Raw genomic sequence first — 24086 nt, forward strand, 5'->3', positions numbered from 1 at the left:
TTGAAGACGATTCTTGCCCGACTCTCGACGTTAGCCGTGGTAGCGCTGGCGTTTGTGCTCGGCTGGTTTGCCTGGGAGCATTACACGCGCGCGCCGTGGACCCGGGACGCCAGGGTACGCGCCGATGTGGTGACGTTGTCCGCTGATGTCGCCGGACGCATCGTCAAACTCAACGTGCAGGATAACCAGCATGTGGACAAGGGCCAGTTGCTGCTGGAGATCGATCCCTCGCGCTACACCCTGGCAGTGGAACACGCCAAGCGCGCGGTGGAGGTGTCCAAGGCCTCACTGGGGCAATCGCAAGCAACGATTGTCGCCAGCCAGGCATTGCTTCGTCAGCGCCAAAGCGAGGAACGCCGCCGGCGTACCCTCAAGGAGCGTTCGGCGATCTCTGGCGAAGAGTGGGAAAAAGCCAACACCGATGTGTCGGTGGCCGAAGCCGATTTGCTGCGCAACCAGGCCAACCTGGGGTTTGCCCAGGCCAACGTACAACTGGCGATTGCTGCGCTGGCCGAGGCTGAACATGATCTTGAACGCACCCGGGTCGAGTCGCCGGTCAGCGGCTACGTCACCAATCTGCTGACCCGCCAGGGTGACTATGCAACGGCGGGTGGACCCTTGGTGGCGCTGGTGGACAGCGATTCGTTTTATATCAGCGGCTACTTCGAAGAAACCAAATTGCCGCGAATCGGGGAGGGCGACCGGGTCGCTATCGAGTTGATGAGTGGCGAGCGATTTGGCGGCACCGTGCAAAGCATCGCCTTCGCCATTGCCGACCGCGAAAACCTGCCGGGCGGGCGTTTGCTGGCCAACATCAACCCCAGTTATACCTGGGTGAAACTGGCGCAGCGGGTGCCGGTGCGGATACGGATCGACGAGGATTATGCGGGCAAGGACAAACTGCGCGCTGGAACAACAGCCACCGTGACCGTGCAGCAATCCCAAAAGTCCGAAGACCAGCGCTACCCCCCGTAGGAGCCGAGCTTGCTCGCGATAGCGTCATGTCAGCCACTATCAATGTTGAAGTTGCGACCGTCATCGCGAGCAAGCTTAGCTCCTACAGGATCCATGTTGTTTGGCTGAAAAAATGCAAAAAAAAGCCCCGCGACCGAATGATACGCGGGGCAAAAAATTTGGTTGGTTGCGGCCAACCAAAGGAGCTCTTTAGTAAACCGAATTACTTGCTGGCGACCGTCTCCGGCTGCCAGCCACCGCCCAGGGCCTTGTAGATCGCGACGATGCCGCGATACAGATCGACCTCAGCCTGGGCCTGGGTATCTTCAGCCGCCAGACGTTCGCGCTGCGCATCCAGCAGCACGAGGAAATCGGCGGTGCCTTCGCGGTAGCGGATCTCGGCGAGATCGGCTGCGGAGCGGCTGGACTCACTCTGGCGAATCAATGAAATAAGCCGCTGTTGGCGCTTGCCGTAATCGCTGAAGGCGTTCTCCGATTCTTCCAGGGCCAGCAAGACTTGTTGCTCGTAAGTCGCCAGTGCGCCTTCGGCGTCGGCATCGGCACCGCGCAGACGGGCACGCACGCTGCCCAGATCGAAGGCCGCCCAGGTAATGCTCGGGGCAAGCGCCCAGGCGTTGGCCGCCGAGGAGCCGATCTGCGAACCGCGCCCGGCGGTGAAGCCGAGGAAGCCGCTGAGGCTGACACGCGGGAACAAATCCGCCTTGGCCACGCCGATGCGCGCCGTGGCCGAGGCCAGTTTGCGTTCGGCACTGAGAATATCCGGACGGCGTTGCAGCAGTTCACCCGGATCACCAATCGGCAGCGCCTTGGCAATCGCCGGCAGGTCTTTGGGGCTGAGGTCCACAGTCAGCTTGTCCGGGCGTTCACCGAGCAGGGTAGCGATGCGGTTTTTCTGCCGCACCTGCTCCGCCTGCAATTGCGGCACGCTGGCTTCGACCGAGGCCAGGCGCGCATCGGCGCGCTCGACATCGAGCTGATCGCCAACGCCGGCATCACGCAGGCTGATGGTGATCTTGCGCGATTCCTGCTGGTTCTCCAGGTTGGCCAGGGCAATCTTTTCCCGCAGCTGGGCACCGCGCAGTTGACCGTAAGCATCCACCAGTTCGGCGATCATGGTGACTTGCAGCTGGTACAGATCAGCCTCGAGTGCCTGTTGCTCGGCGTTGGCCGATTCCAGATTGCGCTGGATGCGGCCAAACAGATCGATCTCCCAGGCCATGTCCAGGCCCAGGTCGTAGCGTTCGCTATTGACCCGGTCAGTGGTTTCGCCAGGGATCTGGCCCTTGCCCAGGTCACTGCTGACCCGGCTGGTGATCGTCGGCATCGCGTCATTGCTGACGTCGTCACGGATCGCCCGCGCCGCTTTCCAGCGGGCGAAGGCGACGCGCAGATCGCGGTTGCCCTTGAGCGATTCAGTCACCAACTGGTTGAGGGTCGGGTCTTCGAACTGCTGCCACCAGATGCCTTCGAAACGCGAGCGGTCAAAATTCTTCTGACCGGCCGCACCGTCGGTGGCAGTGGTGATGTTGGCCGGTTCTGTGGCTGGGGTCTTGTAGTCCGGGCCGACGGCACAGGCGCTCAGTGCCAGTACCAGCAGGCTCGGCAGGAAAGCTTTCAAACTCATCAATGCGACTCCAGCTGATTTTGCAGTTTCAGCGCCTTGGCGGCTTTGCGCGCTTCACCGCGTTCGACGAAGTTACGGATCAGTACGTAGAACACCGGCGTCAGCAGCAGACCGAAGAAGGTCACCCCGAGCATCCCGGAGAACACCGCCACACCCATCGCATGACGCATCTCGGCACCGGCACCGCTGGAGAACACCAGTGGCACCACACCCATGATGAACGCGAAGGAGGTCATCAGGATCGGCCGCAGACGCAGACGGCACGCTTCGAGTACCGCCGCCAGCGGGCTCATGCCTTCGAGCTGTTTGTCCTTGGCAAACTCGACGATCAGAATCGCGTTCTTACAGGCAAGCCCCACCAGTACGATCAAACCGATCTGGGTAAAGATGTTGTTGTCGCCACCGGAGGCGATCACCCCAGTAATGGCCGACAGCAGGGTCATCGGTACGATCAGGATCACCGCCAGTGGCAGGCTCCAGCTTTCGTATTGGGCCGCCAACACCAGGAACGCCAGCAGCACACAGAGCGGGAACACGAACAGCGCGGTGTTGCCAGACAGAATCTGCTGGTAGGTCAGGTCGGTCCATTCGTAGGTCATGCCGTTCGGAAGTTCTTCCTTGAGCAGTTTCTCGATGGCTTTTTCGGCCTGGCCGGAGCTGTAGCCGGGGGCTGCCGCACCGTTGATTTCAGCGGTAATGAAACCGTTGTAGTGCATCACGCGGTCAGGTCCCGAGGTGTCGCTGACCTTGATGAAGGTCGCCAGCGGGATCATCTCGCCTTTGTTGTTGCGCACTTTCAGCTGGCCGATCTGGTCGGATTCGAGGCGGAACTGTTGTTCGGCCTGAACGTTGACCTGATAGGTGCGACCGAAGCGGTTGAAGTCGTTGGCATACAGCGAACCCAGGTAGATCTGCAGGGTGTCGAAGATGTCGCTGACGGCCACGCCGTGGGTCTTGGCTTTCTCACGGTCGATGGCGGCATCGACCTGTGGCACGTTCACGGTGTAGCTGGTGAACAACCCGGCCAGTTCCGGCACGCTGTGGCTCTTGTTGATGATGTTCATGGTTTCTTTGTACAGCTCTTCGTAGCCCAGGTTGCCCCGGTCTTCGATCTGCAGGCGGAAACCACCGATGGTGCCCAGGCCTTGTACCGGCGGTGGCGGGAAGATCGCCATGTAGGCTTCCTGAATCCCGGCGTACTGGCCGTTCAAGGCACCGGCGATGGCACCGGCGGACATGCTCGGGTCTTTGCGCTCGTCGAACGGTTTCAAGGTCACGAACACGATGCCGGCGTTCGGGCTGTTGGTGAAACCGTTGATCGACAGGCCAGGGAATGCCACGGCACTTTCCACGCCAGGCTGTTTCAGCGCCAGGTCGGACATGCGCTTGATCACGTCTTCGGTGCGATCCAGGCTCGCGGCGTCCGGCAATTGCGCGAAGGCCACCAGGTATTGCTTGTCCTGGCCGGGTACGAAACCGGTCGGGGTGCTGGAAAAACCGAAGAAGGTCAGGACCATCAGGCCGGCATACAGCAGCAGGGCGATACCGCTTGAGCGGATCACACGGGCAACGGTGCCGACATAACCGTGGCTGGCCTTTTCGAAGAAACGGTTGAACGGGCGGAACAACCAGCCGCCAAACATCTTGTCCAGCACCTTGGAGAAACGATCCTTCGGTGCGTCATGGCCCTTGAGCAATACCGCAGCCAGTGCCGGCGACAGGGTCAGCGAGTTGAAGGCCGAAATCACCGTCGAAATCGCAATGGTCAAGGCGAACTGCTTATAGAACTGACCCGTCAGGCCAGAAATGAACGCCGCCGGTACGAACACCGCACACAGCACCAGCGCCGTGGCGATGATCGGGCCGGTGACCTCGCCCATGGCTTTTTTGGTCGCTTCGACCGGCGTCAGTCCGAGTTCAATGTTGCGCTCGACGTTCTCCACCACCACGATCGCATCGTCGACCACGATACCGATCGCCAATACCAGGCCGAACAACGACAGGGCGTTGAGCGAGAATCCGAACAAGTGCATCACCGCAAACGTACCGATCAACGATACCGGCACCGCAACCAACGGAATGATCGATGCGCGCCAGGTTTGCAGGAACAGGATCACCACCAGCACCACGAGGATCAGCGCTTCGAAGAGGGTATGCACCACTGCCTCGATGGAACCGCGCACGAAGATCGTCGGGTCATAGACAATGCTGAAGTCCATGCCTTCGGGGAAGCTCTTCTTCAGCTCGGCCATTTTCGACCGCACTTCGTTGGAGATTTCGATCGCGTTCGAACCCGGACGCTGGAAGATCGGGATCGCCACCGCCGGCTGGTTGTTGAGCAACGAGCGCAGGGCGTATTGGCTGGAACCCAGCTCGACCCGAGCGATGTCTTTAAGGCGAGTGATTTCACCGTTGTCGCCCGAGCGAATGATGATGTTCTCGAACTCTTCCTCGGAAACCAGACGACCTTGGGTGTTGACCGACAGCTGGAACGCGGTGGCATTCGGCGCAGGCGGGGCGCCCAGGGCACCGGCCGCTACCTGGCGGTTCTGTTCACGAATCGCGGTCACTACATCCGTTGCAGTCAGGTTGCGCGAAGCGGTCTTGTTCGGATCGAGCCACACCCGCAGCGAGTAATCGCCCATGCCGAACAGTTGCACGTCGCCGACACCGCCCAGACGCGCCAGCTCATCCTTGATGTTGAGCAGGGCGTAGTTGGACAAGTAGAGCATGTCGTAGCGTTTGTCCGGCGAGGTCAAGTGCACCACCATCGTCAGGTCGGGCGACGCCTTGTCCACGGTGATGCCGATGCGCGTCACTTCCTCGGGAAGTTTCGGCTCGGTCCGGGTCACGCGGTTCTGCACCTGCACCTGAGCGTTGTCCAGGTCAGTGCCCAGCGCAAAGGTGATGGTCAGGGTGATCTTGCCGTCGGCGGTCGACTGCGAGGACATATAGAGCATGTTCTCGACGCCGGTGATCGCTTGCTCCAGGGGAGCGGCTACGGTTTCACCGATGACTTTCGGGTTGGCACCCGGGAAGTTCGCACGAACCACAACAGTCGGCGGCACCACTTCCGGGTATTCGCTGATCGGCAACTGGAACAGCGAGATCGCACCGGCGATCAGGATCAGCAGCGAAAGCACCGCTGCGAAGATCGGCCGTGAAATGAAGAATTGGGAGAAATTCATCGGAGTCGTTATCCCTTAACCGCGTGGGGTCGCTGCAGCCAGTTTCACAGCCGTGCCCGGCGCAACCTTGGCAGGTGCGACTTGTGGCAGGTTGCTGGCTTCCAGCGCTTGTCGTTGTTGTGCGAGGGCCGCGAGCGTTTGTTCGCTGGCCATCGGGATCACTTCAGGGGTGACTGGCGAACCGGGGCGTACCCGTTGCAGGCCCTTGACGATGATGGTGTCGTCCTTGTTCAAGCCGTTGCGCACGATGCGCAAGCCTTCGATCTTCGGCCCCAGCTCAACGGCGCGGTAGGCGGTCTTGTTGTCGGCATCCATCACCAGCACAAACTTTTTGCCAAGGTCAGTGCCGACTGCTTCGTCATTGATCAGCATGGCGTTGTAGGTGCCGCTGCCTACCAGTTTCAGGCGTGCATACAGGCCCGGGGTGTAGCTGCCGTCGCTGTTGTCGAACACGGCGCGACCACGGATGGTGCCGGTTTTCGGGTTGACCTGGTTGTCGACGAAGTTCATCACGCCCTGGTGCGGGTTGCCGTCTTCGTTGGACAGGCCCATGTAAACCGGGGTGGTGGCGCCGCGTTTACCCTGGCGTGCGAGTTGGGTGTACTTGAGGAACACACGCTCGTCAGCGTCGAAGTAGGCATAGACCTTGTCGGTGGACACCACGCTGGTCAGCGCGGTGGTATCGGCGGTCACCAGGTTACCGGCGGTGATCTCGGCGCGGCTGACGCGACCGCTGATCGGCGCGGTGACGCGGGTAAAGCTGAGGTTCAGCTTGGCCAGGTCCAGTTGAGCTTGCAGGGCGCCGACTGCGGCGCGGGCTTCCTGGGCGGCACTGGTTCGCGAATCGGCCAGTTCGGCGGAAATCGCATTGCTGGTACGCAGGCGCTCACCGCGCTGGGCTTCGTTTTCGCTGCGGGTGGCCGTGGCGCGGGCCTGAGAGACCAGCGCTTCGAGGCGGCGAACCTCGGCCTGGAACGGACGCGGGTCAATCTGGAACAACAGGTCGCCTTTCTTGACGAGGGCACCCTCGGTGAACGCCACTTCATCGATCTGGCCGGAGACCCGTGGGCGGATCTCTACGGTTTCCGGTGCCTCAAGGCGCCCGGTGAACTCGTCCCACTCGTTGACCGGCTGCTCGAGCACCTTGGCGACGCTGACTTTCGCCGCCGGCATCGTAGCGGCCGTTTCCGGTGCCTTGCCGCAAGCGCTGATCACCACCATGGCCAATAAAGCCAACGGGAAGCGCAAATGTTTGAATGACTGTTCCATGGATGCATCCGCCAATGTGTTTAGATTGGCGAATGATGCTCGGCGAGGTTGTATGGCACGAATCGAATGAGCCGAAGGTAACTATCATCCGGAATGATATGAGGCCCCATGCAGCCCTCTAGCATGCACCTCTGATCAGCGGACTATCAATTGAGTCAATAGCAATTCAGTGTTGCCGAAAATGCATCAAAGGGCATGAGTCAACGCCACCGGCAGGCAGTTAAGCGTGACCGGACACTGTCGAGTATCTACACTGCCCGCTATCGGAGTTGATTCCGGCCCGCCCTGGATAACAAGCATGTCCCTTCAAAGTCGCAACAATGTAAAAGTGATCGGTGAAGGCTCGGCGACGCTCATTTTGTCCCATGGCTTTGGCTGCGACCAGACCATGTGGCGTTATCTCGTCGATCACTTCACCGGGCATTTCAAAGTCGTGCTGTACGATCTGGTAGGCGCGGGTCAATCGGACCTCGGGGCCTATGATTGCCAAAAATACGACTCGTTGGCGGGCTACGCTCAGGATTTGGGTGACATCATTGATGAGTATGCCTGCGGGCCAGTGATCGTGGTCAGCCACTCCGTCAGCAGTATGATCGGTGTCCTGGCTGACCGCATGTCCCCCGGGAAAATCGACGCGCATGTGATGATCGGCCCGTCGCCATGCTATATCGATACCGACAACTACGTGGGTGGCTTCAAGCTTGAAGACATTCACTCGCTGCTTGATACCCTGGACAGCAACTATCTGGGCTGGTCCAGCACCATGGCCCCGGTCATCATGGGCGCACCCGGCCAGCCGGCACTGAGCGAAGAGTTGACCAACAGCTTTTGTCGTACCGAGCCTGAGATCGCCAAGCAGTTCGCACGGGTGACGTTCATGTCCGACAATCGCAAGGATGTTGCCGGATTGACCACCCCGACATTGATTCTGCAATCGACCGATGATCTGATCGCCCCCATTGCGGTCGGCAAGTACCTGGAAGCCGTAATGCCCAACAGCACACTGTGCATCGTCGCCAACGTCGGTCATTGCCCGCACATGAGTGTACCTAGCGCCTGTTCTGAAGCTATCGACAACTTCTTGTTGCCGTGGACGGCTGCCAATGCCGGCTGACATACCGTTTTTGCTCGATCCGCAAGCACTGTTCGACGGGGCTCCCTGCGGGCTGGTCGTCACCAGGGAAGATGGCACCATTGTGCGTAGCAATCAGACCTTCAGCCATTGGATCGGCTGCGATGCCCCTGATTTGGTCGGTCGGCGTTTCCAGGACCTGTTGACGATGGGTGGGCGGATTTTCCACCAGACCCACTGGGCGCCCCTGATGCAGATGCAGGGTTCGGTGGCCGAAGTGAAGCTCGATCTGCTGCACCGAGACAAACGCATCATCACTATGCTGCTCAACGGCGTGCGACGAGAGCACGAAAGTGGCGCGTTTTATGAACTGGCGCTGTTCGGCACCACCGATCGCGACAAGTACGAGCGCGAATTGCTCAACGCCCGGCGAACTGCAGAAGCTTTGCTGCGGGAAAAAACAGCAGCCGAAACGGCCCTGCAACAGGCGCAAACAGCGTTGAACGACGCTTACGAAAAATCCCAGCGCCGCGCTTCATTCGCCGAACAAATGGTCGCGATTGTCAGCCACGATCTGAAGAACCCTTTGACGGCTATCAGAATGGCTTCCGACATCCTCGCCCAATCCGAGCGCAGCGCAAAGGAAAGCAAGATGCTCGAGCACATCAGTCGCTCGACCGACCGCGCCGAGCGCATGATCGCAGATTTGCTGGACTTTGCCCTGGCGCGCATTGGGCGGGGTATAGCGGTCAATCCCGATTGGCTGGATTTGCATCGATTCATCAGCCAGAGCATTGATGAACTGCGTGTCGCTTTTCCGCAAGCCACACTCTTGCACACGTCCAACGGTTCTGGCCGCGCTTATCTGGATGCTGATCGGGTGCAGCAGGTCATTGGCAATCTGGTCGCCAACAGCGTGGCATATGGTGATCTGGCGCATCCGATCACTATTGTTTCCGAATGGGGTGACGATCAATCGGTGATCTCGGTCCATAACCACGGCCCGGCAATTGCGGATGCATTAGTGGCCGCTCTGTTCGAACCCATGACCCGTGGCACCGAAACCGACAGTGATGTGCGAAGCGTGGGGCTTGGTTTGTTCATCGTCAGAGAAATAGCCAGGTCCCATGGCGGGGAGGTTGCGGTCAGCTCGACGGCCCAGGAGGGCACTCGGTTCAGCGTGCATCTTCCCCATCCTGAATAAGGCCGGTCAACAAATTACCAATGATCGACGTGGTGTTGTGTTCCAGAGTTTCGATTGATTGTTTGGCGAATCGCAGGACCCCGCGGGATCAAGCAAGGCCCGAGCTCAACGGAGCACAGCAAAGGCCAGGCTGTACCGGGTTGTCATTGGGGGCAGGGTGTTGAAATCAACCCGATGCATTTGTTTCAGATAAATGTGGCCTGGCATCCGGGCTGCTTTTACTATCGAGTGCCATCCGACATGTTTACCGCGTGCTGTAGAGCGCGCGGTGTTTAAAACCAAGGGGCTTGCATGGCTCAGTCGACTTCTTCATTGGTAGCTCCTCTGCGTGCTTTCTTTACACAGTTGACCCGTTCTGGACGGGGAGGCATGGCGTTTTGGCTGGTGTTGGCCTGTGTGATGGCGTTGCTGCTGGTTAGCGGTTACAGCGCTGTTGTCGGGGGCAGCAAGGACAATCTGCGTTTCGCTTTACTCGGGGGATTGTCCGGATTCGGCGCAACGGCGCTCGGCGCAGTGGTGGCGATTGCGCTTCGCGACATTGCGGCTCGCACCCAGGACATCATGCTCGGCTTTGCTGCCGGGATGATGCTGGCCGCCAGTTCTTTCTCGCTTATTCTTCCTGGCATCGAGGCGGCTCGGCAACTGAGCGGCAATGGGTTACTGGCAGCCGGTATTGTCGTATTGGGTTTGGCACTGGGCGTTGCCTTGATGATCGGTCTTGATCGATTTGTGCCTCACGAGCACGAAAAAAGCGGCCGGCGCGGCCCAGAAGCCAAACGGATCAATCGGGTATGGCTGTTCGTCCTGGCCATCACGTTGCACAACTTGCCCGAAGGCATGGCGATCGGTGTCAGCTTTGCAACAGGCGACATGCAGGTGGGAATACCGCTGACCACGGCGATCGCCCTTCAGGACATACCCGAAGGTCTGGCGGTGGCAATGGCTTTGCGAGTGACCGGTATTACGGCACTGCGCGCGGCGCTGATTGCCGTCGGATCAGGCTTGATGGAGCCTCTTGGCGCCTTGGTCGGCCTCGGTATTTCCAACAGTTTTGCCCTTGGCTACCCCATCGCACTTGGCCTCGCCGCCGGCGCCATGATCTTTGTGGTGTCCCATGAAGTCATTCCCGAGACCCATCGCAATGGTCATGAAACGCCGGCAACACTGGGCCTGATGCTGGGCTTTGGCGTCATGATGTTTCTCGATACTGCGCTGGGATAAAACACTCGCGTTATTGTTTCTGCATTGGCCAGATCATCCGCCACTGACTTTCCAGTGTTTAACATCATCGGCAAACACCATTTGCCTCATCTCGTGAGCAATGCCGTATGCGAGAGACTCATGGGCGGCGATGACTTTTTCCTCCGCGGACAAGCAATGGAAGATATCGAGTTTGGTCTGCGCTTCAGCGGTTTCCAGCGCGAAAATCTGCACGTAGCGCGCAAGGTCATTGTCGAGACTCGACAGGTATTCACGCAGACGTTGATGATCAACGGATTTCTGACTGAAATACCAATTCATCGGGTGGATCAGAAAGCGTGAGTGGGGAGAGGTGATCCGGCGCCCTGCGGCCAGGAACATGATGATGCCCATCGATTCGATGTTCCCCGCATTGATTGCACACAATGGCACTGGCAGCGATTTCAGGAAGGTATAAAGCGTGAAACCGAAATTGGTACTGCCCCCGGATGTGGACAGGTTCAACAGTAAAGACGTGGCACCTTGATCTATGGCTTCGAGACAGCAATCCCTGAAACGCTCGGTGGTTGCCTGGTCGATCTGGCAATGAAAATGCACGATATGTTCGGTCATGGCCCGACCTCCGAAATCCATTATTTGTAAAGCTGCGTATGCGCTATGCAGTCTAGTAAATATTGACCTTTCGTTAGCGAAATATTCGACTTTATCAACCGGTTTTTGAGTGCCTGTTCCGTCAGTCGAAAGTCTTTATTTTTCATTGAACTAACGTCGTAAATCCACTGGTCGCGAAGCCTTTTTTTTGTTCAAACTTTCGATTTTCCATGCCATCCGAATTAAACGGGCGACTGCTCGTGTCAATGATTCAGAGGTGATTGAAATGGCCAATACAGGAAATAACAATCCCGGCAATTTTTCTAATGACCGAGATAAGGCATCCGAAGCTGGCAAGAAAGGTGGCCAAGCTTCAGGCGGTAATTTCGCCAATGATCCACAACGAGCATCTGAAGCCGGCCAAAAAGGTGGCCAGGCATCAGGTGGACAACAATCGAGAGATGCTGATCGTATGTCCGGAGGCGGGCAGGGTACCCAACGCGGTGGAGAGTTCACCGATGACATGGAGGACATGAACAAGCCTGGACAGAAAGGCGGACAGGCATCGGGTGGACGGCAATCCAACGAGGCTGGTCAATCCACCGGTGGTGGTCAGCAAAGTGGACGCGGCGGCAATTTTGCCGATGACAGGGACAAGGCGTCTGAAGCAGGCCGCAAAGGAGGAGAAAACAGTGGTGGCGGAGGGCGTCAGTCCTGATGCCTTGTAATCACCAAGCCCCGATTTTTCGGGGCTTGGTTTAAAGTTTCCCGGGTGACTCTTTTGGCTGCTGATCTTTTTTACGAAGCACCACTGTCTGCCGCACTCACCTGAATCAAAGCATGAACACGCGAACTGAGTTCATTCAGGCTGAAGGGTTTGGTCAGCACCTTGGTAGTGGCATCGACAGAAATCAGGCTGGAGCCACCTGCGAAACCGGTGATGAACAGCACCTTCATTTGCGGGAATTTCAATTTCAGTTCAGCCGCCAGGCTGATCCCGTTCATCATGCCGGGCAGACCAATGTCAGTCAGGAGCAAATCCAGGTGCCCGAGCTTTTCTGCCTGCTTTATTGCCGATACGCTATCGACCGCCTCTACTACGCAGTAACCTGTTTCGCTCAATAATTCCGAGGCCATCTGGCGTACCGCGGCTTCGTCATCCACCAGCAAAATAGTTTCGCCGTTCCCCACTGGCTCCGTCGAACCTGATTCGGAATGGGCTTGGGTCTTATCGGGTTCAGAATTGTCCACTGGAAAATACAGGGTTACGGTGGTGCCGACGCCGACGCTGCTGTGGACCCGCACCTGCCCACCGGATTGTTGGGTAAATCCATAGATCATTGAAAGACCCAGACCGGTACCTTCGCCGATTTTCTTGGTGGTAAAAAACGGATCGAAAATGCGCGACAAAAGCTCTGGTTTGATCCCGGTGCCGGAATCTGTCACGGATATGCTCACATAGGATCCTGTAGGCATCATTTTCTCGGAAGACGACGCTTCATCTATCACGCATCGGTCGACCGAAAGATCCAGCGTACCGCCATTGGGCATGGCATCTCTTGCGTTGATGGCAAGATTGAGCAGGGCATTCTCCAGCTGATTGAGATCGCACTTGATACGATCACTGGTCTTGAACGAGCACCCCACTACAATGCTCGGCCCGACCGAACGGCGGATCATGTCTTCAAAATCGGCCACTACTTTGCGAGGTTCGATAATTTCGGGGTTGAGTGATTGCTGTCTCGAAAACGCCAGCAGACGTTGCGTCAAAGCGGCTGCGCGAGACGCTGAGGTCATCGCAATCGAGTTGTAACGGGCCAGTTTGTCATGGCGACCGGCATCAATTCGACGTTGCATCAGCTCCAGGTTACCGATGATGCCCGCCAACAGGTTGTTGAAGTCGTGGGCAATGCCACCGGTCAGTTGACCTACCGCTTCCATTTTCTGACTCTGCCGAAGCTTGAGTTCCGCCATCGCCCGTTCATGTTGTTCGGCTTCCAACTGCTGAGTGCGCTGATTGATTCGGTCCTCCAGCAGCTCGTTCCAATCTCGCAATGCGTTCTCTAGCTGAACCCGATCGTCGATGTCTTCAATGGTGCCGTACCACTGCTCGCAATGACCGTCGATACCGAGGCTGCACAACGCGCGGACGCGGAACCAACGATATTCTCCGGTGCCTTTGCGTAAGCGGATTTGAGAGTCGAAAGGCTGCAAGGTGGTCAATGATTGATCCCAGAGCACTATCAACGCCGTCTTGTCCTCAAGATGCACCGCGTTGGACCATTGACGATCCAACGTTTGCTCAGGTGTCAGGCCGGTGTATTCATACCAGCGATGATCGATGGAAATGAGATTGCCGTTTTTGTCGGCCGTCCAGGGCCAGAGCGGATTGAGTTCAGCCGCTATTCGATAGTGCCTTTCACTTTCCCGTAGCTTTTTTTCGGTCAAGCGCATGGCTTGCATGGTTTTGGAACGCTTTAAAGCTGCGCCAAGCAAATTGCTGTAACCGCGAAGAAAATCGATATCGCTGTCGGTGAACTGGCGAGGGATTCGACTATCCACCTCAAAAATGCCGAATGGACGTTCTCCATCGGCACCGTGGACGAGCACGTTGACGAACGCTTTAACGCCGTTTTCGATTTGAAAATCGTGATAGCGAAAGCGGGTTTCCGTTGCAATATCCGTTGAAATGACCGGGCCGTTCGTGTCCAGAGAGTGACGTTCAGGGGTTCCCTCGCAGGCTTTTACTTTCACCTTCCCGACGACATTGGGTGCCCAGCCCACACCATTTCGCACAAAAAAAGTGATCTCGTCTTCCAACAACAGCATGAATTTCGCCATGTTGGTTCCGAGCCCGTCGCCGACCAAGCGGCAAGCTTCATCGAGAATTTGCTCCAAATCATCTGACGCCAAGGCCAGCTCGCCAAATTTGGCAAGCACCTTGCGCTGGCGCAGAAGCGTCTCCTCGATTGCCATGTCATCACCTATGGGGTTTTAGTATCCGAGGGCCGGGCACTGGCCTAGGTTCAAACGATGTGATCAAAAGCAGTTTGTCTTTGCTTCCTGCAGCGCGTTCAGTCAAACCAGACAGGGATTTCAGGGGTGTTGAACGGGCCGATCACAGGTGATATGTAAATCCTTTGAACTGTGTCTAAAGCTAGAAATTAGGCGATAAGACACAACTTCAGGGAATTAAGTTGCTTGATAGGGCTGGGCCTTAATTCTATAATTTTGGGAATTAACTGGCACAGAACAGGCTGGGTGCACTCTATGTTGGATTTAAGCTTCAGCAAGCCGAGCGAGGTCGTCAAGCGCCTCTGCGATCGCTTGCGCACAGAGCGCTTGGCGCAGGATATGACACAAGCCGACTTGGCCGGACGTGCCGGCATCGGCACAAATACAGTCTCCAACCTTGAAGCCGGGCGCAATGTCGGATTCGAGAACGTCGTTCGGGTGGCGATGGCTCTTGGCCGAACCAAGGAACTGGAAGGCCTGTTTCTGCCTAGACTGGACAGCATCGAGGACATTCGGCGCTACGAAAACAGCGCCAATCGTCTCCGTACAAAAAGGAAGTCCGGCAATGCTTGAGCAGGTGAACGTCTTCTACGAGGGATGGGGTGAACGATGGCAATGGGGCACGCTGGTCTCCACGACTGCCCTGACCGGTCGCCCGTTGATCGTGTTCGAGTACAGCAATGAAGCCAGGCAAAGGGGCTTGGAACTGTCCTCCTACACGCTGCCGTTGGGGGGGGCTAACTTGCGCCGAGATTTTCCAGAGCACCAACTGTACTTGCCAGGGACTGTTTACGACGCCTTGCCGGATGGGTGGGGCATGTTGCTGATGGACCGTTTGTTCAGGCGTCGCGGGCTCACCACAGCACGCATCGGTTCACTGGAACGGCTGGCCTACATTGGTAGCAATGCAATGGGGGCCATGACGTTTGAGCCCGTGGCACCCGAAGGGCAGGAATCTGAAGTCCACATCCCGCTGCAGCAGCTTGCCGCCGAAGTACAGAAAGTCCTCCATGGAGACGGTGGCGAGTTCCTGCAGACGTTGCTGCTGGTGGGCGGCTCGCCTCAAGGCGCAAGGCCTAAGGCCCTCGTCTATCGCGATCCAGAAACTGGCGGATTTACCACTGCCGCCACGCCGGGCTTTGAAGCATGGTTGATCAAGTTCCCGGCCAAAGAAGAACATGCCGAGGTGTGCGCTGTCGAAATGGTCTACGCCGAATGCCTGCGCATGTGCGGTATCGAGACCCCTGACACGCAGTATTTCAGTCTGCCTGATGGGTTGGCGGCGTTCGCCAGTAAGCGATTTGACCGTCGGGATGGTCTACGCGTACCCATGCAAAGCCTCGCGGCGTTTACGGGGGCAAATTACCGCTCCCCGGGAGTGTTGGACTACGTCAACTTCCTGCGGGCAACACAGATGTGTACCAACGACGTGCGAGAAATGGCGCGGGCGTTCGAACGTGCAGTCTTCAACGTTGCGTTCAACAACAGAGACGATCATCCCAAGAACTTCGCCTACATCATGTCGCAAGACGGTCAGTGGAGACTGTCACCGGCTTACGACGTGACCTTCTGCGAGGGGCCAAGTGGATATCACCAGATGGATGTGATGGGGGAAGCACTGTCGATTTCCCGCACGCAAATGCTTCGGCTGGCCGAGGAAGCCGAGGTGCCCCCGGAGATTGCAGGCAGAATGATTGACGGCATTTGTGATGTGGCGAGCCAGTTTGAAAGCATCGCCGAGAACCTGTATCCACAGGTTATTACTCGAGACACCTTGCGCACGATCCAAGACCGCATCGATCAGAACGTAGCTCGGTTACACCGTGGTCCATAGTGTGTGGAAAGGCAAAATAATCAGATTAGGAGCCTGCCCGACGACACTTAAAGACTATCCGGGTCCCCGAAAAACATCGAGATGATCCTCTAGCTAGAGGGTTATGGCTTGAATAAAATCAAAATGTACCCCCAGTTGTACCCCCAGTCGCCCATCAAGGATCCAAGATCGAGAATGGCGACTGCTGACAGCGATGTGAATGGAACAACTTGGTGCCCAGTAGACTTCGAACCCGCTCCGAAGCAGAGCCGGCGCTTAAACCGAGGCAAGCATGATTTTGTTTTTGACTGGAATTGCGACGGGCGGTACGTACAATATCCATCATCCAACGGCGAATATCACCCGATACCATCAATGCCGCGAGCGTGGATGTATGAGTTCCACACTTGGGTGAACCACGACCAGGGCAGTGCAGACTACGTCGGTAGCGTCTGGCGGCGCCGTTATACGACACCCCAACCGGCGTTCATGTGATGTCCAAAGGGGCTGAGTGTCCCAAGTAAATCAAAATGTAGGTGTCCAGCGCTGTCAAGCTCGCTGAGGGCGAGACCTGGACGGCTTAAAATGGCTCTTAACGCAATCCTGGGAATGACGGGAACATAAACGCCGATTTGATTGATGATGTTCGTGCGAGCAAACACATCTAACAAAGTCGCGTACGTAGGCGCGATATTCATACTTTCCTTCCGTTTTGGGAGGGTTTTTCTCTCGTTTCTATCAGGCCTGATGGTGACGCCCTGCAGATCGACCTCATCCCCCAAGCTAACCGATTTCCTACCTGCAGCGGCTGCAACGAGCCCAGAACCACCCCGCCCATGAATATTGCCAACGGCTTATTTGAGACCTGCCTGGTCTCGGGCACTCGCTGCAGTTAAGCGTCGAACTCAGACGAGTCGGGTGCGGCCGTTGTGGCAAACGCATGGAGGCTGTCAGCTGGCTGGGTCGTTACTCTCGTATGACGCGTCGCTTGGCTGAAGCCGTTATCCAAACCGGCCGACGGTCGCCTACCTTGCATGTGGCTCAACTGTTCGGATTGCACTGGGACAGCGTGCGATTACTGGAGCGACGGGCGCTACAGACGGAGCTCGACGAGTTTGCCCTACTCCAAGGGCATCGATACACCAGCGTCGTACAGGATGCGGACTCCGCCGGGTCGGCGAAGGACGTAGACGGGCCGCTATCAGACTCTTCTTCGAAGAGCTGGGGGCCTTAAGGCTGCTCGCAAATAGAGACGGTGGCGATGGACAAGAATATTGCTTTCGACCTCGAGGTGCGCCAACACTGCCCGCAAGCACGAGTGGTCTACGACCCGTTTATGTAGTGGCCAAATACGGCCGAGAAGTGCTTGCCCGTGTACGAGTCGATGAGGCCCACCGCCGCGCCATGACAAGCCCGCGCGCAAAGTCATCAAAGCTCGCTGGTTACTGCTGCGCAATCCGGGTAACCGCAAGAGTGAAGATCAGCAGGAGCACCTGCAGGATCTGTTGGCTGCAAACCAATCACTGATGACGGTTTATCTGGATGAAGCCAGAGCTCAAAGCACTCTGATCGCCCCTTTCCGCTTGAGGCTGGAGATCATCCTGGAAGCACAGGTTACGTCTAGCGAATGAAAGCGAAATACCGGATCTGAAGCAGTTCGCTATACGCTTGAAGGGTTACTGGCAGGACATTTTGAGCAGGATTCGCTGGCCGATGCACACCAGTCGACTGGAGGGGATCAATAACCGCATCAAGGTGGTTAAGCGTGTGGCCTACGGCTACTGGGGCAGCGAATTCTCTTTTACGAAGATTAACAGCGACTTTCCCGGCAATCGGTGAGGAACCTCAAAAATGGCACGCTCTATTCTGAAGCAGGGAAGTATTAATTAGTCCCAGTCTCCCGGGAAGCAATCGTGATGACGCGCGCGGCACACCGCTGACCAAAAGAAAACGACGGGAGGCGGCGCAGTGGCGTGAGATGGCCTAACCTTCAAGCACAACGCTTACATGAAATAATCATTGCTACGATGGGTTTCGACGCGATAGCGCTTAGCGAAACTGGCGCATTGTGGGCGTGGCGATAGAGGGCAGAATGGCGCGAAACTACGGGTTGTACGGGGATTTGAGGGGCTATCGAGGATAGGGCTGCGCGAATGAGTTTAATCAGGATAGGCGCGGGAGCCCGGTGATTATGACTTGAAGAATATCGAGCAGAGCCGTACTCCTCACGCACTAGGTGCAAGTTGCGCTGACAAGCCTGCGTGGTTGGCGCATTCTGTGTTTTGCAGCGCCAGTGCGTGCCCTATCTAGCTCCAGCTGGCAGGGGTTGATGCACGCATTATTTGACCAGGCCAGTTGTCGTCGAGGCGCGGAAGACTAGCCACACTCGATGGCGTACTCAGTCACTGCAAAGTCTTCCGTCTGGCGCCGGGAATTGTGCTCACTGTCGGAGAATCGCAGGTGCACGACTGGATTAGGCCTGAGAAGGCACAAAACGACGGCTAAACCATCGGAACTGCGTTAGCTATCTGTGGCAACCTCCCCGTCGGATCTTGGGTCTGGGTAGGCAGTTAGGTAAGACCTATGGCTCACTGGGCGAGAAAACGTTTGGCTCCGAGGAATAGCCGCAAGAGCCGAAGGTCGCCGGCTGTTGATACTTCATGCTTTTGGGCATCTGATCCTGCTGGCGGATTTGACTATGCAACCATAGGAACTTGCCGCGCTACCGAACTGATGGTGTACACTCGGGCGGCTTGATATTCAAGTTCCTTACTTTTCTTACCCGCCTTGTGCGGGTTTTTTTTGAGAAGCACCATGACACCCGTTTTTGATAAAAGCGCGGCTTTAGGGTTCTGATTAATAACCGATTGTTGTCGTTCAAGATTACCTCAGCTTCACGAGTTATCCGACGGTTCACGTTGTGCAGCGAGTACCCATACGTCGCGTGGCACCGCCATCCGCAACGACAGTTGGAAAGCCTGCCGCTGGCAAGCGGTCTGCCGATCAAGTCCGGACGTCTTGAGCAGCGAACCAAATCGGATTTGAACTTCATTACGCACCTAGATAAACGATGACCGCATAATCAAAATCGCAGACAGCAAACAGCGGCATGTTATGACCTAACTGCCTAGACTCACTGTATTGGCATTCCGTACGCCAACGGCAAGTGTTTGGTAGGTGCCCCGCAAAATTTTCCCGACTCGACAATAAGTCAATTAAGAGCATCGTCATCGATACGTAGCAATTCACAATAAGCCCCGCCGGAAGGGACTTATTCACCCTCTTGGACCAATGCAGACCGCCCTGGGCAACCTGGTGGTACCCACTGATTGTTGGAACTCCCCCCTTTCGGAGCTGTGTTGAACCACACCGTCCAGCCTGTATGGGGGATATAAAAATTGAGGGTATTTCCTACAGACGGTAGTCACGCTTATCTTGATCATCGTTGCTTCGTCGAGAGGGGCCTTCGCGTAGCGTGGGTGGTAGGCATCCTTTCAGTCACTTATAACTCGATCAAAGCAATAGGAAAGACATGCCATTCCCTACTTATGACGCGTTTGGTGGTTTTGCAAATTCCGTTCTTCCATTCAGTAAGCGACGAAAAAAACTTCCCGGCCCGGTAGATTTGGATACGTTGAATACCGGCGTTACCCGCATTATTGATGTCTACGCCGCGGATTATGCATCGGTGGTTCGAGATAACCCAGCACCGTTGGCGACTTTAAATGATTCACAAAAAAATACTGAAGTAGCGATTGTCGGCGCGGGTATGGCTGGTCTTTGCGCGCTATACGAACTGACCCGTTGCGGGTTAAAGCCCACAATTTTTGAAGCATCCGGTCGACTAGGCGGAAGATGTTATACCGAGCATTATAGCGGACCTGCAACTGGAGCTGATCCCGCCGAAATGGGAGCGATGCGTTTCCCGGACACTGCAAAACTGATGTGGCATTATTTTAAGAAGACAGTTGAGAAAACTGAGAACCCAAACCCTGTCTTCCAGCCGTTCCCCAATCCTGGCATTGTCGCCACAGCGTTGAACGTTGAGGGCAATACTTCGTGTTGGATTTCTGACCCGTCCTCAGAAGATTTTGGGTTGCCTCCTCGTGTAAACAAGTTAGGTGTCGAGTTTGATGACGTGTTCTTAATGGAAACAACTGTAGAAGTCGCACCACAGGTATATTGGGGGTTACACGAAGCTGCTGCGGCACTCAAAAAAGCAATATTGTCAAGTCATGAGGAAGAGTACCTTTTTTCCTATTGGACAGCAATCATCAACAAATTTGATCACGTCAGCGTCGAAATGTTCGTCCGAACAAAACTTCAAGGTCCGGATGCGCAAGCCAATTGGACTGAGAGCGACGTGAGGTTGTTTAAAGCAGTAGGGTTCGGAACGGGAGGGATGGGGCAGGATTTTCCAACCTCAATGGTGGATTTTATTCGTTATGATCTCTGGGACTATGAAGCGCTTTATCGCTGGGGCCCCGATTATACGTCAACAGGATTTGCTGAATCGTTTTTTAAGTTAAGTCTAGAAGAAGGCTTGCCACGTGAAAACCTGATTAAGAGTGCAGCCTTCGACATTCATCGCTCACTGCTTGAATCTAATAAAATAGGGGTTCGATATGTTGACCCCGATACGAACGAAGTCACTTTAAAACTCTTCGATTATGTCATCATTGCGACAAGTAACCCAGCAATGATGCAACCAATGCTACTTGATAGCGGAGATAGTAGTATTTATCCCGCGTCTCGTGCTCAGCGCCCGTTCGGCTATATAGCCTCAGATTTACAGGCTCCGCTCACGCTCTATACGAAGCAGATTAGAGAATCGATTCGCAATGTTGAATTTTATCCATCGACGAAAATTTGGGCCGCGACTCATGGCGACTATTTAAAAAGTCCAGAATGGCCTAAAGTTGAAGGCGCTGATGGGGTTAAGCACCCTGTAAGATGGATAGTCACAGATCGTCAACTTGGTCAAACCGCTATTTTTCCGAACGAGGACGGATCTAAATGTTCTGTGCTATTAACCTATCAGAATGGCATTGATGCACTGCGCTATCATCCCCTGCCGTTGCCCATTCCTCAACCACCCAGCGTAGTTTCGAAAATCCAGTACGCGCTTGCAACGAACCAATTAACGCTCAGTTATGTTGGGATGTCTTCTAATAATCCCGGAACGACCCCGCTTAATGAGTTTGGCGATATCCTTAATAATAAATTTCTGGAGTCGGGTATTCCTGGGGAAAATACGTTTAAAATTGAATGGCATAATGAGGCGTATTTTCAAGGTGCATTCCGCTTGCTTCTAGCGGGTCAATATAATTACAATGCTGTACTCGCTTTTCAGTATACCGTTGCATCTCCATCTCGTTATATGGAAAACGGTACTGAAGTAATTCCAGAGGCATATCGTAGGGTGTTTCTTGCTGGCGAATCTGCTTTTTTCCTGGATGGGTGGATTGAAGGTCCTTTGTATTCTGGTGTCAACGCGGCTACTGCCGTGCTCCACTCTATTCAAGGTGTGGGTGGTGATCTAAGAACATCAAAGTTTTTGGATCCGACCTACGTATGGAGGTTTCGTAATAACGCTCAAACCAACTCCGTCGATTTTTGGAACGATTCGATGGAATAACAGCTAAAAATTTTGATGCACTCATACGAAACGTATAAAAGGCAGAGATTTACGCAATTTCAGTGCAGAAACTGATCTAAACCCCGCGGAAGCGGGGTTTTTATTGGGTGCGCCATTGCATTGCTCGTTGCGCGCAAGCGCAATCAGTGGGTGTTGTGGCCTCGCTGGTGACTTGGAAGCGAAAGTCCTCTACACACCCCGGCAATGGGATGTGTTAGCCAGAGATAAGTCGTAGTCGGTTTCAGCGAATCTGAAGAATGCCCAAGGCAAAATGCTGGGCTAACGAACAGTAAGCGGATAGAGATGGTGCCGGGAGGTAAAGCTGTCCAAGCTGTCAAAGCCCGATATTTGCAGGGAGCGCTGTGTCGTGGGCCCGACAGGCATAAGCAGGTAGGTCGCGTGATTTACCCTGAGAGATCTGCACGTTTGCCTGTGCTATCGAGCATCGACCATCGCGTGGAAGTCAGTTGACTCGGTAGTCAGTGGCGAGTACCCATCCAAAGAGCCGAACAGGTTATTGATCTGGAGCTGTAATTGCGGGTCATCGCTTCGTGCGCTACGGTGGCGACGCAGCGAGGTATGACGGCCATGATTGTTTAAACCCGATATTTGTATGTAACACTGTGACGGATCCGACCGGCATAAGCAGACGGACGAATTATGGTGGAGGCTTATACGTTTGCCATTGCGCTACCGAACTTCATGAGGCGTCGGGATGAAACTGCATAATTCAGCCGAAACCGTAGCAAGGTCGCTAACCGCGCCACTAAGGGTCGCTTAGATTACGCCGCCAGTGGGCGCCCGCGTCTCGCTGAATACCGAAATGCAGGAAATTTTAGCTCTGCAGCTGTTAATTTAGTCCGGGTCGGTATCCTAGTATGACGACCAACAGTGCGAAGGTACCAGCGGCCAATGTGGCGTGGCGGGCTTCAAACAAATATACGGGCTAGCAAACAATTCGATCTATAAGTAATATGGTTGAATGAAGTTAAAAATGCTAGGAAATGTCGTTTAACTTCCCAATCAAAATTTTTTATATATTTCTCTAGGTTGGCGACTATTTGCAAAATTATATTCATATTTATTTAACGTTTTTTTGACCTTCCGCTGTGCACCTTGTACCAACCACTACATCACCGTACACCCGCTGATTGTCGCCATGCATGAATCGGCGCTCGGCGTAACACCCTTTATACCTTATCAGGAGCGTGTTTTTTATGAGTACCCATACCAACCTAAACAAACTGCCGGAAATAACCTTGGCTTTCTGGGTTATGAAAATCTGTGCTACCACCCTCGGCGAAACCGCCGGCGATCTGTTGTCTATGACCTTAAACGTGGGCTACGCTATGAGTTCGTTGATCCTGATCAGCGTCTTTTGGCTGACGCTTGGCTTGCAACTGTTTTCGAAGAGTTATAATCCAGTGCTGTATTGGATCGTGATTCTCTCCACCAGTACTGCGGGCACGACAATGTCGGATTTTATGGACCGTACTCTCGGCTTAGGCTATGCCTCGGGTTCGCTCATTCTGATTTGCATGCTGATCACGATTTTTGCGGGTTGGCGCCGGAGCGAATTAAAGCTGTCTGTGGACAGCATCTACACCACTAAGGGTGAGTTGTTCTACTGGGCAGCCATTCTTATTTCTAACACTCTGGGTACGGCGCTAGGTGACTATTTGGCAGATGATTCCGGCCTTGGCTTTGCCGGTGGCGCACTGCTGATTGGTTCGGCAATTACCGCAGTGGTGCTAGCCAGGTTTTACACCACTGTCTCTGGCGTGCTGTTGTTCTGGGTGGCGTTTGTCCTCACCCGTCCGTTCGGTGCAACCCTTGGCGACTTATTGACTAAGCCGCATGAAAAAGGTGGTTTGGACTTTGGTACCATCGGTTCCTCCTTGGTACTTGCTGCGGTCTTAGTAGTCCTGGTGGCCGTCGCTGCGAAAGCCCGCCGAGTGGGGCAAGCGTGCGGTTAAAGACCAGTTTGCGTTGACCGTTCTCAACTTAGAGGCTAGCGAAAATTTTGTCTTGGTGAGTGACTAGAGAGCCTGCTACGCGGGCTTTCTACGTCCTGATTTAATTGACGCAACATAAGTCTGCAAGTTGCACGGCGTCCCTCGATGAAGCCGTGCGGCCACGCAACGTGGTGATTGAGTGCGCGTCGAGAGGTTGGGCCGAGGTCAGGCCAGCTGGAAGATCTGACCTTTTCAACAGAATCGGCCAAATGCGGACATAAATGCGTGTCAACTCATGACTCACGGCGGCATCTGTCTGTTGAGAATCACCAACGGCCACGTGTTGGGCGGTGAGCAATGGCTCCAGGCTATCGACCGTGTGGCGTTGGCCAGTCTTCATACCGTTTGATGGGGCGATCGTGATGTCGTCCTCAGGTTCGCTGGTGTTGCGATAGAGGATTGGGCTGCGTTGGATGTTGCATTGGGATGCTCAACGACTGTTCGTTGGTATTTTGCCGCAGAACATCCCCTGAGATATCTCC

At 55.4% G+C, this 24086-nt stretch carries 16 protein-coding genes and 2 pseudogenes; 13 read left to right on the forward strand and 5 right to left on the reverse strand.

Going from position 1 to position 24086, the window contains the following annotated elements; all coding sequences use genetic code 11:
• Positions 1-975, forward strand: a complete 975-nt coding sequence (locus D8U69_RS10795) for an HlyD family secretion protein (protein ID WP_130907283.1) — start codon at positions 1-3, stop codon at positions 973-975.
• A 202-nt stretch (positions 976-1177) separates the two neighbouring features.
• Here D8U69_RS10795 and D8U69_RS10800 read toward each other — a convergent pair whose 3' ends face one another.
• Genes D8U69_RS10800 through mexE form a run of 3 tightly spaced genes read right to left on the reverse strand, consistent with a single transcriptional unit; the run spans position 1178 to position 7056 of the window.
• On the reverse strand, positions 1178-2599 hold the full coding sequence (locus D8U69_RS10800) for a TolC family protein (protein ID WP_130907284.1): 1422 nt from the start codon (positions 2597-2599) through the stop codon (positions 1178-1180).
• On the reverse strand, positions 2599-5787 hold the full coding sequence (locus D8U69_RS10805; RefSeq protein WP_056855404.1) for an efflux RND transporter permease subunit: 3189 nt from the start codon (positions 5785-5787) through the stop codon (positions 2599-2601). Before D8U69_RS10805 ends, D8U69_RS10800 begins: the two co-directional genes overlap by 1 nt.
• Before the next feature lie 15 nt (positions 5788-5802).
• Entirely contained in the window at positions 5803-7056 is a 1254-nt protein-coding gene (gene mexE, locus D8U69_RS10810; RefSeq protein ID WP_056855403.1) for a multidrug efflux RND transporter periplasmic adaptor subunit MexE, read from the reverse strand.
• A gap of 298 nt (positions 7057-7354) precedes the next feature.
• On the opposite strand from mexE, the gene D8U69_RS10815 reads away from it, so the two are divergent.
• The 3 genes from D8U69_RS10815 (at position 7355) to D8U69_RS10830 (ending at position 10553) form a co-directional block, all read left to right on the forward strand.
• Positions 7355-8170, forward strand: a complete 816-nt coding sequence (locus tag D8U69_RS10815; protein WP_130907285.1) for an alpha/beta hydrolase — start codon at positions 7355-7357, stop codon at positions 8168-8170.
• Positions 8160-9332, forward strand: a complete 1173-nt coding sequence (locus D8U69_RS10820) for a PAS domain-containing sensor histidine kinase (RefSeq protein WP_130907286.1) — start codon at positions 8160-8162, stop codon at positions 9330-9332. The genes D8U69_RS10815 and D8U69_RS10820 overlap by 11 nt, the downstream gene beginning before the upstream one ends.
• 291 nt (positions 9333-9623) lie before the next feature.
• Positions 9624-10553, forward strand: coding sequence for a ZIP family metal transporter (locus tag D8U69_RS10830; RefSeq protein ID WP_130907288.1), 930 nt, complete (start codon positions 9624-9626; stop codon positions 10551-10553).
• Between the two features lie 33 nt (positions 10554-10586).
• Here D8U69_RS10830 and D8U69_RS10835 read toward each other — a convergent pair whose 3' ends face one another.
• Complete coding sequence (locus tag D8U69_RS10835; protein WP_082557618.1) at positions 10587-11165, reverse strand: ATP-dependent Clp protease proteolytic subunit; 579 nt, start codon at positions 11163-11165, stop codon at positions 10587-10589.
• 244 nt (positions 11166-11409) lie between these two features.
• Here D8U69_RS10835 and D8U69_RS29735 point away from each other — a divergent pair.
• Both D8U69_RS29735 and D8U69_RS30000 read left to right on the forward strand, forming a co-directional pair.
• Positions 11410-11571 (forward strand): annotated as a pseudogene (locus D8U69_RS29735) (general stress protein); the annotation flags it as partial.
• Between the two features lie 191 nt (positions 11572-11762).
• Positions 11763-11841, forward strand: a pseudogene (locus tag D8U69_RS30000) (KGG domain-containing protein); the annotation flags it as partial.
• A gap of 80 nt (positions 11842-11921) precedes the next feature.
• On the opposite strand, the gene D8U69_RS10845 reads toward D8U69_RS30000, so the two are convergent.
• Positions 11922-14099, reverse strand: a complete 2178-nt coding sequence (locus D8U69_RS10845) for an ATP-binding protein (RefSeq protein ID WP_130907289.1) — start codon at positions 14097-14099, stop codon at positions 11922-11924.
• Between the two features lie 294 nt (positions 14100-14393).
• On the opposite strand from D8U69_RS10845, the gene D8U69_RS10850 reads away from it, so the two are divergent.
• The 7 genes from D8U69_RS10850 (at position 14394) to D8U69_RS10870 (ending at position 23565) form a co-directional block, all read left to right on the forward strand.
• A complete protein-coding gene (locus tag D8U69_RS10850; RefSeq protein ID WP_056855396.1) occupies positions 14394-14711 on the forward strand; it encodes a helix-turn-helix transcriptional regulator in 318 nt (105 codons plus the stop codon).
• Positions 14704-15972 carry a type II toxin-antitoxin system HipA family toxin gene (locus D8U69_RS10855; RefSeq protein ID WP_130907290.1) on the forward strand — a complete coding sequence of 423 codons (1269 nt, stop codon included), beginning with the start codon at positions 14704-14706 and terminating at the stop codon, positions 15970-15972. Before D8U69_RS10850 ends, D8U69_RS10855 begins: the two co-directional genes overlap by 8 nt.
• 955 nt (positions 15973-16927) lie before the next feature.
• Positions 16928-17185: a hypothetical protein gene (locus tag D8U69_RS29745; protein WP_241667794.1), complete on the forward strand. Its 258-nt coding sequence runs from the start codon at positions 16928-16930 to the stop codon at positions 17183-17185.
• 27 nt (positions 17186-17212) lie between these two features.
• A complete protein-coding gene (locus D8U69_RS29750) occupies positions 17213-17293 on the forward strand; it encodes a transposase (protein ID WP_241668651.1) in 81 nt (26 codons plus the stop codon).
• A 305-nt stretch (positions 17294-17598) separates the two neighbouring features.
• A complete protein-coding gene (locus D8U69_RS29755) occupies positions 17599-17790 on the forward strand; it encodes a transposase (protein WP_241667793.1) in 192 nt (63 codons plus the stop codon).
• A 1693-nt stretch (positions 17791-19483) separates the two neighbouring features.
• A complete protein-coding gene (locus D8U69_RS10865) occupies positions 19484-21589 on the forward strand; it encodes an FAD-dependent oxidoreductase (RefSeq protein ID WP_130905575.1) in 2106 nt (701 codons plus the stop codon).
• Positions 21590-22806: 1217 nt separating this feature from the next.
• Positions 22807-23565 (forward strand): hypothetical protein, encoded by a 759-nt coding sequence (locus D8U69_RS10870; protein ID WP_130905574.1) that lies wholly within the window; start codon positions 22807-22809, stop codon positions 23563-23565.
• Positions 23566-24086 lie beyond the last annotated feature (521 nt).

The sequence above is a fragment of the Pseudomonas sp. Sample_16 genome (assembly GCF_004307665.1).
In the GTDB taxonomy this organism is placed as follows: Bacteria; Pseudomonadota; Gammaproteobacteria; order Pseudomonadales; family Pseudomonadaceae; genus Aquipseudomonas.